Annotated in this window: 16 protein-coding genes; 10 read left to right on the plus strand and 6 right to left on the minus strand. The window is 66.4% G+C overall.

What is annotated here, in order from left to right:
* Positions 1–61 precede the first annotated feature (61 nt).
* The 3 genes from AC1MLZ_RS08745 to groES all read right to left on the minus strand — a co-directional run bounded on the left by AC1MLZ_RS08745 (position 62) and on the right by groES (position 2812).
* Positions 62–616 (minus strand): Uma2 family endonuclease, encoded by a 555-nt coding sequence (locus AC1MLZ_RS08745; RefSeq protein WP_480961298.1) that lies wholly within the window; start codon positions 614–616, stop codon positions 62–64.
* A gap of 198 nt (positions 617–814) precedes the next feature.
* Complete coding sequence (gene groL / locus AC1MLZ_RS08750; protein WP_121904408.1) at positions 815–2458, minus strand: chaperonin GroEL; 1644 nt, start codon at positions 2456–2458, stop codon at positions 815–817.
* Positions 2459–2524: 66 nt separating this feature from the next.
* On the minus strand, positions 2525–2812 hold the full coding sequence (groES, locus tag AC1MLZ_RS08755; protein ID WP_056052039.1) for a co-chaperone GroES: 288 nt from the start codon (positions 2810–2812) through the stop codon (positions 2525–2527).
* A 445-nt stretch (positions 2813–3257) separates the two neighbouring features.
* Here groES and sppA point away from each other — a divergent pair, with 445 nt between their 5' ends.
* Both sppA and AC1MLZ_RS08765 read left to right on the plus strand, forming a co-directional pair.
* Entirely contained in the window at positions 3258–5216 is a 1959-nt protein-coding gene (gene sppA / locus AC1MLZ_RS08760; RefSeq protein ID WP_480961299.1) for a signal peptide peptidase SppA, read from the plus strand.
* Positions 5217–5218: 2 nt separating this feature from the next.
* Positions 5219–5815, plus strand: coding sequence for an N-acetyltransferase family protein (locus tag AC1MLZ_RS08765; RefSeq protein ID WP_480961510.1), 597 nt, complete (start codon positions 5219–5221; stop codon positions 5813–5815).
* Positions 5816–6141: 326 nt separating this feature from the next.
* Here AC1MLZ_RS08765 and AC1MLZ_RS08770 read toward each other — a convergent pair whose 3' ends face one another.
* Entirely contained in the window at positions 6142–6780 is a 639-nt protein-coding gene (locus tag AC1MLZ_RS08770; RefSeq protein WP_480961300.1) for a trimeric intracellular cation channel family protein, read from the minus strand.
* A gap of 187 nt (positions 6781–6967) precedes the next feature.
* Here AC1MLZ_RS08770 and AC1MLZ_RS08775 point away from each other — a divergent pair, with 187 nt between their 5' ends.
* Together AC1MLZ_RS08775 and AC1MLZ_RS08780 are read left to right on the plus strand one after the other, a co-directional pair.
* Positions 6968–7273, plus strand: coding sequence for a glycine zipper 2TM domain-containing protein (locus AC1MLZ_RS08775; protein ID WP_480961301.1), 306 nt, complete (start codon positions 6968–6970; stop codon positions 7271–7273).
* Positions 7274–7363: 90 nt separating this feature from the next.
* Positions 7364–7792: an OsmC family protein gene (locus AC1MLZ_RS08780; protein ID WP_480961302.1), complete on the plus strand. Its 429-nt coding sequence runs from the start codon at positions 7364–7366 to the stop codon at positions 7790–7792.
* 71 nt (positions 7793–7863) lie between these two features.
* On the opposite strand, the gene AC1MLZ_RS08785 is transcribed toward AC1MLZ_RS08780, so the two are convergent.
* Positions 7864–8085 carry a hypothetical protein gene (locus tag AC1MLZ_RS08785; RefSeq protein ID WP_480961303.1) on the minus strand — a complete coding sequence of 74 codons (222 nt, stop codon included), beginning with the start codon at positions 8083–8085 and terminating at the stop codon, positions 7864–7866.
* Positions 8086–8315: 230 nt separating this feature from the next.
* Here AC1MLZ_RS08785 and AC1MLZ_RS08790 point away from each other — a divergent pair, with 230 nt between their 5' ends.
* From AC1MLZ_RS08790 to AC1MLZ_RS08800, 3 genes are all read left to right on the plus strand, one after another.
* Entirely contained in the window at positions 8316–9047 is a 732-nt protein-coding gene (locus tag AC1MLZ_RS08790) for a hypothetical protein (RefSeq protein ID WP_480961304.1), read from the plus strand.
* Between the two features lie 346 nt (positions 9048–9393).
* A complete protein-coding gene (crcB, locus tag AC1MLZ_RS08795) occupies positions 9394–9768 on the plus strand; it encodes a fluoride efflux transporter CrcB (protein ID WP_480961305.1) in 375 nt (124 codons plus the stop codon).
* Positions 9765–11069: an RluA family pseudouridine synthase gene (locus AC1MLZ_RS08800; protein ID WP_480961306.1), complete on the plus strand. Its 1305-nt coding sequence runs from the start codon at positions 9765–9767 to the stop codon at positions 11067–11069. The genes crcB and AC1MLZ_RS08800 overlap by 4 nt, the downstream gene beginning before the upstream one ends.
* Positions 11070–11430: 361 nt before the next feature.
* On the opposite strand, the gene AC1MLZ_RS08805 is transcribed toward AC1MLZ_RS08800, so the two are convergent.
* The gene (locus AC1MLZ_RS08805) at positions 11431–11925 is read right to left on the minus strand and encodes a DUF1440 domain-containing protein (RefSeq protein WP_480961307.1); all 495 of its coding nucleotides are present in this window, start codon (positions 11923–11925) and stop codon (positions 11431–11433) included.
* 113 nt (positions 11926–12038) lie between these two features.
* Here AC1MLZ_RS08805 and AC1MLZ_RS08810 point away from each other — a divergent pair, with 113 nt between their 5' ends.
* Genes AC1MLZ_RS08810 through AC1MLZ_RS08820 form a run of 3 tightly spaced genes read left to right on the plus strand, consistent with a single transcriptional unit; the run spans position 12039 to position 13607 of the window.
* Positions 12039–12698 carry an HAD-IA family hydrolase gene (locus AC1MLZ_RS08810; protein ID WP_480961308.1) on the plus strand — a complete coding sequence of 220 codons (660 nt, stop codon included), beginning with the start codon at positions 12039–12041 and terminating at the stop codon, positions 12696–12698.
* Positions 12695–12913, plus strand: coding sequence for a hypothetical protein (locus AC1MLZ_RS08815; RefSeq protein ID WP_480961309.1), 219 nt, complete (start codon positions 12695–12697; stop codon positions 12911–12913). Before AC1MLZ_RS08810 ends, AC1MLZ_RS08815 begins: the two co-directional genes overlap by 4 nt.
* 13 nt (positions 12914–12926) lie before the next feature.
* A complete protein-coding gene (locus AC1MLZ_RS08820; protein WP_480961310.1) occupies positions 12927–13607 on the plus strand; it encodes an ATP12 family chaperone protein in 681 nt (226 codons plus the stop codon).
* Positions 13608–13668: the final 61 nt, after the last annotated feature.

A 13668-nucleotide genomic window follows, 5' to 3' on the forward strand; every position in this document is an offset into this window, starting at 1 on the left:
CAGTGGTTTGGCAGGCGCTGGACCAGATTGCGGCGGACGAGGCTGCGCCCAAGTAGTGGATTTAGTCTCGGGCGAATATTTCGGCGTGGGGAATGGTCAGGCCAAGCGAAGGAATGACGAGGTCAAGCGAGGTCGAGAACACTGTCTCGATCCAGCCGCCCTCGATCCGCTGGTGAACCGACAGCGTCTCTGCATCGACGTCGACGAAGGCCAGCGTGTCGACAGAAGCGATCGCGCGGTATTCGTCTCTCTTTACGGTCAGGTCGAAGTGTCGAGTCGAGGGGGACAGAACCTCGATTATAACGCGGGGATCGGACAGGGTCAGATCGCCGGGCCGGTCGCCGGGCGCGCCACAGTCAATGGTGAGATCGGGGTAGCGCACCGACCGGTCCTGCGTGCGGACTGCCATGTCGGAGCCGTAGGGTGTGCAGCCCGAGCCGCGTAGAGCGGAACGGACGAACGCCGCTAGGTTGACCTGCACGCGCGAATGCTCGCGTGTGGCGCCGGCCATCATGCGGATGACGCCGTTGTCGAGCTCAGCCTTCATGTCGGCGCCGAAATCGATCTGGAAGAATTCCTCGGCTGTCAGCAGCCGATAGTGCGGGTCGCTCGCCATGTCGGGGACATACGCTGGTTAGGCGGACAAACAAAGGGCCGGGGATTGCTCCCCGGCCCTTTGCTTTGGTCGTCTGTTCGGAACGGAGGACCGGCGAAGCCGGCCCTTTTCGTCGGACGGGACTGGGGGCTTCGCCGCCCAGCCCGCCGGCCGTTCTGATTTTCTGTCCGAGGCAGGTTGCCCTGCCTCGGTCGAAAATCAGAAGTCCATGCCGCCCATGCCGCCCATGCCGCCGCCGCCCATGGGCATGGCGGGCTTGTCGTCGGCGAGTTCGCTCACGGCCGCTTCGGTCGTGATCAGGAGGCCTGCGACCGATGCTGCGTTCTGCAGCGCCGTGCGGACGACCTTGGTCGGATCGATCACGCCGGCTTCCACCAGGTTCTCGTAGGTGTCGGTCGCGGCGTTAAAGCCGATGTTCGAGTCGTTGCCGTCGAGCAGCTTGCCCGAAACCACCGCACCGTCATGACCTGCGTTCTGCGCGATCTGGCGAACCAGAGCCGTCAGCGACTTGCGCACGATATCGATACCGCGCGTCTGGTCGTCGTTCGCACCCTCGAGGCCGTCAAGCGCCTTGGTTGCGTACAGCAGAGCCGTACCGCCGCCGGGGACGATGCCTTCTTCGACGGCTGCACGGGTTGCGTGCAGGGCGTCGTCGACGCGGTCCTTGCGCTCCTTGACTTCGACTTCCGAAGAACCGCCGACCTTGATCACGGCAACGCCGCCAGCAAGCTTGGCGAGACGCTCCTGGAGCTTCTCCTTGTCGTAGTCGCTGGTCGTGTTCTCGATCTGCTGGCGGATCGCTTCGGTACGGCCCTTGATCGTGTCGTGATCGCCGGCACCGTCGACGATGACGGTGTTGTCCTTGTCGATCGTGACGCGCTTGGCGGTGCCGAGCATGCCGAGCGTGACGGTCTCGAGCTTGATGCCGAGGTCTTCCGAGATCATCTCGCCCTTGGTCAGGATCGCGATGTCCTCGAGCATCGCCTTGCGACGATCGCCGAAGCCAGGCGCCTTGACCGCTGCGACCTTCAGGCCGCCGCGCAGCTTGTTGACGACGAGCGTGGCCAGAGCCTCACCCTCGATGTCCTCGGCGATGATCAGGAGCGGACGACCCGACTGAACGACGGCTTCCAGGATCGGGAGCATCGCCTGCAGGTTCGACAGCTTCTTCTCGTGGATCAGGATGTAGGGATCCTGAAGCTCGACGGTCATCTTCTCGGGGTTGGTGATGAAGTATGGCGACAGATAGCCGCGATCGAACTGCATGCCCTCGACGACGTCGAGCTCGAATTCGAGACCCTTCGCTTCCTCGACGGTGATCACGCCTTCCTTGCCGACCTTCTCCATGGCTTCGGCGATCTTCTCGCCGACTTCACGGTCGCCGTTTGCCGAGATGATGCCGACCTGCGCCACTTCCTTCGAACCCGAAACCGGCTTCGAACGCGCCTTGACGTCCTCGACGACCTTGATGACGGCGAGATCGATGCCGCGCTTCAGGTCCATCGGGTTCATGCCCGCTGCAACCGACTTCATGCCCTCGCGGACGATTGCTTGTGCAAGAACCGTTGCGGTGGTCGTGCCGTCGCCGGCGATGTCGTTGGTCTTCGAGGCCACTTCGCGCAGCATCTGCGCACCCATGTTCTCGAACTTGTCCTTGAGCTCGATCTCCTTGGCGACGGTGACGCCGTCCTTGGTGATGCGCGGTGCGCCGAAGCTCTTGTCGATGACGACGTTGCGGCCCTTGGGGCCCAAGGTCACCTTGACTGCGTCGGCGAGGATGTCGACGCCGCGGAGGATGCGCTCACGCGCGTCGCGGCCGAATTTTACGTCCTTGGAAGCCATGTCAGCTGCCCTTTCGTATAAGTTGAAAAGTCACGATAAGGTTACACCAAGGTAACCCGGCAGAAGTCAGCCGACGATCCCGAGGATGTCGGATTCCTTCATGATCAGAAGGTCTTCGCCGTCGACCTTGACCTCGGTGCCCGACCATTTGCCGAACAGGATCTTGTCGCCGGTCTTGACGTCGAGCGGGGTGATCGTGCCGTTCTCGGCGCGGGTCCCGGTGCCGATGGCGACGACTTCGCCTTCCTGCGGCTTTTCCTTGGCGGTGTCGGGGATGATGATGCCGCCAGCCGTCTTCTCTTCGGCTTCAAGGCGCTTCACCAGCACGCGATCATGCAACGGACGAAAGTTCATGGGGTCCATGTCCTTTTGGATTGTGACAGATTTCTGGCACTCGAGGGTATCGAGTGCCAACGACCGACATATGTGCCTGGGTGGTGGACATGTCAAAGGTTCGGAAAGGGATTTTTTTCGGGCTGGCGTGGGTTTCGGGCAGCGTGGCTGAGTGTCGTTGAACCACTGCACTTCGTTCTCCTGCGGACGCAGGAGTCCGGGGTGACGGAGGGCCGCGCTTGTGACCCTGGGCTCCTGCGTGCGCAGGAGAACGAGAGTGGGGCGAACCTTCCCTTCCGTCACCCCGGACTTGTTCCGGGGTCCACCGTGCCGCGCATCAACGGCTCTCGGGTGCGAGGGACCGTGGATGCCGGAACAAGCCCGGCATGACGGAGACTGCGCACCTGTGTTGGCCTCGTAATACAGGGCATTTACGCGGGGCGATGGTTGCTCTAGCTCTTACCGCATGACCGATACCACTGCGCCGTCCTACGCCCCTCCCCCGTCCTACACCGACCCAACGCGGCCTCGCCGCAAATGGCGGCTGGTGCGCGGCGTGTGGAAGTTCCTCGTGGCGATCAAGGATGCACTCGTCCTGATCGCGATGCTGTTGTTCTTCGGGCTGATCTTCGCGGCGCTCAATGCACGGCAGAGCACCACGGCGATCAAGGACGGTGCGCTGGTGCTCGACCTGAACGGCTCGATCGTCGAGCAGCCCGAGGAGCAGGCCGCGTTCGCCGCGCTGTCGGGGCAGAGCACGACTCGCCAGTTCCGCCTGCGCGACGTGGTCCGCTCGATCGACACCGCGCGGACCGATGCGCGCGTGAAGGTCATCGTGCTCGATCTCGACAGCTTCGGTGGCGCCTATCCCGCAGCACTCGGCGAAGTCGGCGATGCGTTGGCGCGGGTCCGCGCGAGCGGCAAGCCTGTCCTCGCCTATGCGACCGCGTACACCGATGGCGGCTACCGCCTCGCGGCGAATGCGAGCGAGATCTGGGTCAACCCGCTGGGCGGCACGATCTTCATGGGGCCGGGCGGAAACCAGCTCTATTACAAGGGCTTGATCGACAAGCTCGGCGTCAACGCGCACGTCTACCGCGTCGGCCGCTACAAGTCGTTCGTCGAGCCCTACACGCGGGCGGACCAGAGCGAGGATGCCAAGGCGGCGAGCACAGCGCTGTACGGCACCCTGTTCTCGCAGTGGCGCGAGGCCGTGGCAAAGGCCCGTCCCAAGGCGCAGATCGCGCAGTTCATGAGCACGCCCGACAAGGTGATCCTGGCCGCGAACGGCAACATCGCCGAGGCGAATTTGCGCGCGGGAATCGTCGACAAGCTCGGCGACCGGACCAGTTTCGGGCGCCGCGTGGCGGAGATCGCCGGCAGCGACGCCAGCAAGCCGGCGGGCAATTACACCGCGATCAAGTACGACGCGTGGGTGAAGGCAAACCCCCTTTCCACCGCGGGCGACGCGATCGGCGTGGTGACGATCGCCGGCGAGATCGTCGACGGCGAGAGCGGCCCCGGCAAGGCGGCGGGCAAGACGATCGAGAAGGCGGTGCTCGACGGGCTCGCCAAGAAGACGCTCAAGGCGCTCGTGGTGCGCGTCGATTCGCCGGGCGGATCGGTGATGGCGTCGGAGCAGATCCGGCTCGCGATCCTGGAGGCCAAGCGGCAAAAGCTGCCGATCGTCGTGTCGATGGGCGGGCTCGCGGCGAGCGGCGGATACTGGGTGTCGACGCCGGCCGACGTGATCTTTGCCGAGCCCGGCACGATCACCGGCTCGATCGGGATCTTCGGCGTGATCCCGACCTTCGAGAACGCGCTCGCCAAGATCGGCGTGACCAGCGACGGCGTGAAGACCACGCCGCTGTCGGGCCAGCCCGATATCACCGGCGGCACCACGCCGATGTTCGACGCGATCGCGCAGGCGGGGATCGAGAACGGCTATCGCCAGTTCGTGTCGCGCGTCGCCGCATCGCGGAAGATGACGCCGGCGCGGGTGGACGAGATCGGCCAGGGACGTGTCTGGGATGGCGGCACCGCACGCCAGATCGGGCTGGTCGACCGGTTCGGCACGTTGCAGGACGCGATCGACGAGGCGGCCAAGCGCGCCAAGCTGGATCCGGCGAAGGTGCATGCCGAGTATCTGGAGAAGAAGCCGGGCTTCCTCGCGACGATCGCGCAGGATCTCGGCAATGATGGCGACGACGACGCTGCAGACGGGGCCGGCGGCGGCGATGCGTTCGCGCATGTCGCGGCGGACCGCCGCCAGATGCTTGCGCGGGCGGTCGGCGACATGAAGCGGCTGGCGACGTCGGGCTCGATCCAGGCACGGTGCCTGGAGTGCGGCGGGATGGGGCCGACGACGACTGGCATCGGCGATGCGAAGCTGCTCGACCTGTTGCTGGCACGGATCGGGTTCTGATGATGATCCCCGCGTCTCAGGCCGCACCTCGCAACGGGGGCGGGATCGTCATCCGGGCGGCAGTTCCCGAGGACGCCGCGTCGATCGCGGCGATCTATGCGCCGCACGTGTTGGTCGGGACGGTGTCGTTCGAGACCGACGCGCCCGATGCGCGGCAGATGCGTGCGCGGATGGCGGCGTCGGACGGGCTGTACCCATGGCTGGTCGCGACGATCGGCTCTGAGGGTGGCGTGCTGGCGTACGCCTATGCCGCGCCGTTCCATAAGCGCGAGGCGTACCGGTTCGCGTGCGAGACCACGGTGTATGTCGCGGACGCGGCGCAGCGGCAGGGCGCGGGGCGGCTGTTGTACGAGGCGCTGATCGATACGCTGCGGGCTCAGGGGTTCACGCAGGCGATCGGGGCGATTGCGTTGCCCAACGACTTGTCGATCAAGCTGCATGAGGCGGTCGGGTTTCGGCGCGCGGGGGTGTACCGGGAGGTCGGCTACAAGAACGGGCAATGGATCGATGTCGGGCATTGGCAGTGCGAGCTGAACGAGCCTGCGGTGCCACCGGTCGAGCCGCGGCGGTTCGCGGATGTCGGCGTTGTGCGGGGGTAGGTTTCGTTTTGGGGGAGGTCTGACTGCTCGGTGAAATCATCCCTGAGGGATGCACCACCCCGGCGAAGGCCGGGGCCCAATTGGTGAGGCTGTAGTAACGAAGTACCGTCCACCGTTGGCGACGTCCCCCCAATTGGGCCCCGGCCTTCGCCGGGGTGGTGGGGAAGATGTAAAGTGCTTCTGCCGACCAGTAGAGATCAAGCCGACGAGCGATAACCGTCGGCTCAAGTCCAACCGCTGGCCCGCTCTTCCTTGTTCTCCCGCGAAGGCGGGAGCCCAGACTGGGTCCCCGCCTTCGCGGGGAAACATACTAAAAGCGGCCGACGCTAGCGGCGCCCACCATACGCCGGAAGCGCCAGATGAAAGCGGATGGCGGCCGCGCGCAGCGTGAAGCCGGCGCTCGCCGCAATGACTGCCGACCACGCCAGCGGCACACCCAGCAACACCAGCCCGACATAACTTGCCGCCGCCAGCGCCGCCGCCGTCACGTACAATTCCGGCCGCATAAGGATCGACGGCTCGCCCGCCAGCACGTCGCGGATGATGCCGCCGACGCACGCGGTCATCACGCCCATCAACGCCGCCGGCACGGGCGGCACACCGTAGCCGAGCGCCTTCGCCGCCCCGTACACCGCGTAGGCGGCGAGCCCGACCGCATCGAACCAGCCGAGCGCCTCGTCCTTCCACCACCGCTCGGGCGTCACCCAGATCAGGAGCGCCATGCCGAGGCACACGCTCGCCGCCCGTGCGTCGTGGACCCAGAATACCGGCGCGCCGATCAGCAGGTCGCGTACCGTGCCGCCGCCAACGCCCGTGATGAGCCCGAAGAACACGAGCGTCACGAACGTCTGGCCACGCTTGGCCGCCGCCAGCGCACCCGACGCGGCGAACACCGCGAGCCCGGCCAGGTCCAGCCACGGCGCCGCGACGGGGAGTATCTCGACGGGCAGCGGGACGGGCAACATCCGAGCGGCGTAACCGCCTCGCCTATACCGGTAAAGCGGAAGCGCCCCGCTGCGTTATAGTGCAGGCTATGGCAGCAGGGTCACAATACCCTGAACCAACATGAACGCGGTGTTGTTTTCGGTTCATGAAACCCGCGGTATAGTCCTCTCGTTACGTCACCAGATTAATTACTACGGGAGTTTATTCATGCGTAAGTTCATCCTCGCACTCGGCTGCAGCGCGATGGTCCTGCCGACCGTCCTGATCCCGGTTTCCGCCGCAGACGCCCGCGATCGTCGCGAATGGCGTGGTCGTGACGGCCGCGTCCATTGCAAGAAGAGCAACGGTACGACCGGCACGATCATCGGTGGCGTCGGTGGCGCACTGCTCGGTCGCACGGTCGACACCCGCGGCGACCGCACGGTCGGCACGCTGGGTGGCGCGGTCCTCGGCGGTCTCGCCGGTCGCGCGATCGACAAGGGCACGAGCAACAACAACCGTCGTTGCCGCTAAAAGCGGGCCGCGAAACGCACCTCGTGCGTTGTGGGAAGGCGTCGTGGGAAACCGCGGCGCCTTTTTTCATGTCCGAGAAGGATCAAAACGATGACCACACGCAGCGGTTCGGCAAAGTATGAAGGCCTTGGCAAGAACGGCAAGGGTCATGTCTCGACCCAGTCGGGCGTGCTGTCCGACAGCCCCTACGGCTTCAACACGCGGTTCGAGAACGAGCCCGGCACCAACCCCGAGGAGCTGATCGCGGCCGCGCATGCGTCGTGCTTCACGATGGCGTTGAGCTTTGCGCTTGCCGGCAAGGGCTATGAGGCGGGGACGCTGGAGACGTCGGCGAAGGTGACGCTCGACAAGGATGGCGACGGCTTCAAGATCACCAAGTCTGCGCTGACGCTGAACGCGAAGGTCGACGGCATCTCGAAGGAAGAGTTCGAGGCGATCGCCGCGGACGCGAAGGCGAATTGCCCGGTGTCGAAGGTGCTTAACGCGGAAATCACGCTGGAGCATAACCTCGCCGCATAACGGCGCCCCGATATCAGCGGGTGCGTTTCGCAATCAGGAGGGCCCGGTGGAAACGCCGGGCCCTTCTCGCGTCAGAAGATGCCACCGCCGAGGCTGAGGCGGATCGCGAAGATGATGATCAGGACGATGTTGAGGTTGCGGCCGCCGTTGCTCGACGAGAGCGCGCCGACGGCTGCACCGACGATGCCGATCGGGATGACGAACCAGTTCATCCAGCCGAGCAGCGGAATGAAGGCGACGAGGCCGAGCACCAGGGTGACGAGGCCGATGAGGATCGAGACGATGTTCAGCATGCGATGAACATGGCGAGTCGGACGGGTTCGGGCAAGACTCGGCACGGTACGATCCTCCCCCGCCAGGGGGAGGTGTCGCCGAAGGTGACGGAGGGGGCGGACACGGAGCAGATGTTTCCGTACCCTCCCCCTCCGTCTGGCAAGCGCCAGCCACCTCCCCCTGGCGGGGGAGGATCGCGGATGCGCGGAAAACGCTTTCTTCACCGTCATTCGCGCATAGGATGCGGATGATGGCTTTTACACTGCGTCCCGCCCTGATCCTTTTGCTGCTCGCGCTGGCCGCCTGCAACCGGTCCTCGACCGACCAGCAGGATCTCAACAGCCTCGATGCCGAGCTGACCAATGGCACGGTGCGCGATCCGGCGCTGACGTCGGCGCTGGGGGGGCAGATCATGGTGGATCCTAGGCTGGCGCAATCGTCCAACACCGATGCGGTGCGGCCACCGACGCGACCGGAGGGCGGCGCGGTGCCGCCGGAAGGTCCGCTGAAGGCCGATCCGGTCGATCCGAAGACGTTGCAGCGCGCGCCCGCGCCGTCGAAGGATTGCCCCGAGTGCAAGACGGCGAACGGCGCGCTGACGCTGGGCGCGCTGGCGGAACGACAGGGGACGCCGGATGCTGGGGCGTGTGCGCGGCAGATCGGCTATTCGGCGGGGTGGGCGAACCGGTTGCCGGCGGACCTGCCGCTGTATCCGGGCGCGCGGCTGACCGAGGCTGCGGGGGCGGATCGCGACGGGTGTCGGCTGCGCGTGGTAAGTTTCGCGAGTGCTGCGCCGATGCAGAAGATGCTCGACTGGTATTTCACGAAGGCGCGGACGGCGGGGTATTCCGCGGGGCATAGCACGGACGGCAAGCAGCATGTGCTGGGCGGGGTTCGGGGGAACGACGCTTATGTGGTGTATGTGACGGCGCGGGCCGGTGGCGGGAGCGATGTGGATTTGGTTTCCAACGCCGGGCGGTGAGGCGAGTTGGCGCAACTGAACGCCTCCCGACGGACTTCGTTTGAGATTCACCACCCCGGCGGAGGCCGGGGTCCAGTTGGGAAACCTCGCTAACTGAGCGCAGTCCTTCGTTATTGCCACCTTTCCAACTGGGCCCCGGCCTTCGCCGGGGAGCTGGCGTGTTGGTGGCGCCACCCCCCTCTCCTTGTTCTCCCGCGAAGGCGGGAGCCCAGGCTGGGTCCCCGCCTTCGCGGGGAAACAATTTGGGACAGGGCTTGCACGGTGATCTCGAACCGACCTGGAGAAGACGCACGCCCTTTGCCAACCCCACCTTTCCGTTTTGCCCGATTCACGCTAGGGCGCGAGAATGCTTCCCCTTCTCTATGTCATGGTCGGTGGTGCGGTCGGGTCCGGCGCGCGCTATCTGACTGGCCGCGCGATGCTGTCGTTGCTCGGCCCCGACTATCCCTTTGGTACGCTTGCCGTGAATGTGATCGGTGGGTTGCTGATGGGGGTGCTGGTCGGCGTACTGGCGAAGACCAACGCACCCGAAACCTGGCGCTTGCTGCTCGGTGTCGGCGTGTTGGGAGGATTCACGACGTTCTCGGCGTTCTCGCTGGACGTCGTCACGATGATCGAGCGGGGCGCACTTAGCGTCGCGTTCGGCTATGTTTTGGTGTCGGTGATCGGTTCGGTCGCCGCGTTGTTCGCGGGTCTCTCCGCAGTAAGGGCCGTCGCATGACTGCGGGCAAAAGCGATAGCGGTGACGCTGGGGTACGAGAGTTCAACGTCGGGTTCGACGATGACGGCATCCGGCTGGACCGGTGGTTCAAGCGGCATCTGCCCGATACGAGCTACACGACGGTGGCGATGTGGGCGCGCACCGGGCAGCTCCGCGTCGACGGCGCGCGCGCGACTCCGGGCGACCGGATCGCGGCGGGCCAGATGCTGCGCGTGCCGCCCGCCGAAGCCGACAAGGCGGCCGCCGACGTGGACAAGCCCAAGCGCGTCCGCGAACGCGTGATCCTGTCGGACGAGGAAACCGAGCTCGCGCAGGGCATGGTCATCCACAAGGATTTCCAGGCGTTCGTGCTGAACAAGCCGCCGGGCCTCGCCACGCAGGGCGGGACCAAGACGACGCAGCATGTCGACGGGCTGCTTGACGCGCTGCAGTACGACAATGAGGGGCGGCCGAAGCTGGTCCACCGGCTCGACAAGGATACGAGCGGAGCGCTGCTGGTGGCGCGCACGTCACGCGCGGCGGCGTTCTTTGCGAAGGCGTTTTCGGGGCGGACCGCGCGGAAAGTCTATTGGGCGCTGGTGGTCGACGTCCCGTCGATCGAGGACGGCATGATCGAGCTGCCGATCGCGAAGCAGCCGGGCACCGGTGGCGAAAAGATGCACGTCGACGAGGCCGAGGGCGCGCCGGCGCGGACGCGATATCGGGTGATCGAGCATGCCGGCAACCGTGCGGCGTGGGTCGAATTGCAGCCGTTCACCGGGCGCACGCACCAGTTGCGCGTGCACATGGCGGCGATCGGGCATCCTATCGTTGGTGACGGCAAGTACGGCGGGGCCGCTGCGTTCCTGACCGGCGGGATTTCGCGGAAAATGCATCTGCATGCGCGGCGGATCAAGGTGGATCATCCGGATGGCGGGTCGATCGACGTGACGGCTGAACTGCCGACGCATTTCGAGGAGAGCCTGAAGCAGTTGGGCTTCGAGCAGTCGCTGGGCGATGCGCTGGTGCTGGACGAGAAGACGGCGCCGACGCGGGAGCAGGTGAAGTCGCGGGCCAAGGCGCATGCCAAGTCGGTGCGTAAGGAGCGTCGTGGGGAACGGCGTGGGCGCGGGGTTGTCGAGGACAAGAAGACGGCCGCCAAGCCGGGGGCGCCGAAGACGGGTGGGGTCCGGACTGGGGCCGGGTCCAAGTTCGGGGCGCCTCGGAATGGGCCTCGGGTCGAGGGGGCGAAGCCTGCTGGGCGGGGTCGTCCGGGTGGGCCTGGGAAGCCTGGGCCTCGGAGTGGGCCTGGGACTCGGTGACGCTTATCGGCTGACGCGTGCCCTCACCCTTCCCACGGCCAAGTGGCCGCGGGCCCCTTCCCTCTCCCCTGAGGGGAGAGGGAGAAGTGGGTACGCTGGGCGCTCAGGCTAACCACATTGCACCACCCCGGCGGAGGCCGGCGCCCAATTGGAAGGTTGCGGTAACGGAGCGATATCCTTCGTTAGCGATGTCCCCCCAATTGGGCCCCGGCCTTCGCCGGGGTGGAGTGGTTGTTGGACGTCGTCCGCTAACTCTCTTGTTCCCCCGCGAAGGCGGGGGTCCAGGAGCCACGATCGTCAACGCTGCTTGATTCCTGGGCCCCCGCCTGCGCGGGGGAACTAGACGGGTGCAGATCGGACCCTACTTCAGCCAACCCAGCAGCAATCGCCGCACACCTTCCGTCACCGTCCCGTACACGATATGCGACGCCGCACTATACAGGTGCGTCGTCGGCGACGTCTTCCACGGCGCATCGCCGAGACCCGCCGCCGGAACCGCCGTCTCGTCGAGCAATGTCGTCGTCACCGCCGCGAACGCCGTCCCGAATCCCGCCGTCACCGCCGGCCGGTATTCCGCCGCCACCGCATAGGCGGCCCCCAGCCCTGCCCCGAGCGCGTGGTGCACGACCTGCCCGGCAAGCGGCTTGCGATCTTCGGGGATCTCGTGGCCGACCACCACCTGCGACACCTTGTCCGCCGCCTTCTCGGTCGCGGGTTCGGCGTTGCTGTCCGATGACGATAGCGCCGCGACGCCCGCCTGGAACAGGTCCATCGCCAACGACGCGGCGAGGCCGGCGACCAGCCCCGCTGCCGCGGCGGCCCAGATGTTCGGGGTGTCGGTCGGTGCGTGCGCCATCGTAAGTCTCCAGAGGTCTCCGACACGAACCGCTCGCAGACGCGCGCGTTCCGGTTTGGCGTTCCCTCGCGTGCACGCGTGATCTACGAGGCCGGGATGCGTTGGAAAATCTCATGACCCGTCTTGCCGTGTTCGATTGCGACGGGACGCTCGTCGACAGCCAGGCGAATATCTGCGTCGCGTGCGAGCGTGCGTTCGAGGGCGCCGGGCTGACCCCGCCGCCGCGCGCGGCCATTCGGCGGATCGTGGGGCTCAGCCTCGTCGAGGCGATGCAGGTGTTGCTGCCGGAGGCGGACGATGCGCGGCACCGGTCGCTCGCTACCGACTACAAGAACGCGTTCCATGCGATGCGGGCGAGTGGCGAACTGGCCGACGAGCCGTTGTTCGGGGGGATTGCCGAGGTGCTCGCGACGCTCGCCGCCGACGGCTGGGCGCTCGGCGTGGCGACGGGGAAGTCCGATCGCGGGCTCGCGCATATCCTTGCCGCGCACGGGATCACCGAGCGGTTCGTGACGTTGCAGACCGCGGACCGCCATCCGTCGAAACCCGATCCGGCGATGCTGCTGGCGGCGATCGCGGAGGCGGGTGCGACTGCGGAGACGACGGCGATGATCGGCGATACGAGCTTCGACATGGCGATGGCGCGTGCGGCGCGGGTGCGCGCGGTCGGGGTCGCGTGGGGGTATCACGACGTGCATGAGCTTTCCGATGCAGGCGCGGATGTCGTTGCGGCGGCCGTGCCGGACTTGTTGCACATGGTGGCGTCACGATGACCGACGCGGACAAGTTGGCGCAGCGGCGCTGGTTCGTTCTGGTCGCCGTGCGGCTGGCGGGAGTCGCGGGCGCGCTGCTCGGGCTGATCCTGATCGCGCGGGCGCATGATCTCGGGCCGAAGATTCTCGGGACGGCGATCGTGTTGTCGGCGATGGCGATGATCGGACTCGTGCCGCGCAGTCTCGCGCATCGCTGGCGGAGTCCGCCTGAATGAACGGAATGGGCGCATGAAGCGGTTCTGGAAAGACGTCGCGATCGATGCGGACCGGGTGGTGACGCTCGACGGCAAGCCGGTGCGGACGCCCGGGCGGCGGCCGCTGGCGTTGCCGACCGGTGCGCTCGCCGAGGCGGTCGCGGAGGAATGGCGTGCGGTGGGGGAGACGATCGATCCGCGGACGATGCCGCTGACGGGGCTCGCTAATGCTGCGACCGATCCGATCGCGAACGATCCTGCGCAGTTCGCCGCGCGGCTGGCTGCGTATGGCGAGAGCGACCTGCTGTGTTACCGCGCCGAGGGGCCGCCGTTGCTGGTCGAGCGGCAGGCGGCGGCGTGGGATCCGCTGCTGGCGTGGGCTCGGGGTCGGTACGACGTGACGTTCGCGGTGACGGTGGGCGTGATGCACGTCGCCCAACCGGCGGCGACGATCGCGCGGCTGCATGAGGCGGTGGCCGCGTATGACGATTTTCGGCTGGCGGGGTTGTCGCCGGTGGTAACGCTGACCGGGTCGCTGGTGATTGGGCTGGCGCTGATCGAGGGCGAGATCGACGCGGATGCGGCCTGGGCGGCGGCGGGGATCGACGAGGATTGGTCGGTCGAGATGTGGGGCGAGGACTGGCAGGCGACCCAGTTGCGCGAGGCGAAGCGCCGGGAGTTCGGGGTCGGGGTGGCGTTTCTGGCGCTGCTCTAGCTAGCTTTAGAAGCTTACCCACCCTCTCCAAGTCCGTCACCCCAGCGGAAGCTGGGGTATC

The sequence above is a fragment of the Sphingomonas sp. PEI4 genome, assembly GCF_056679955.1.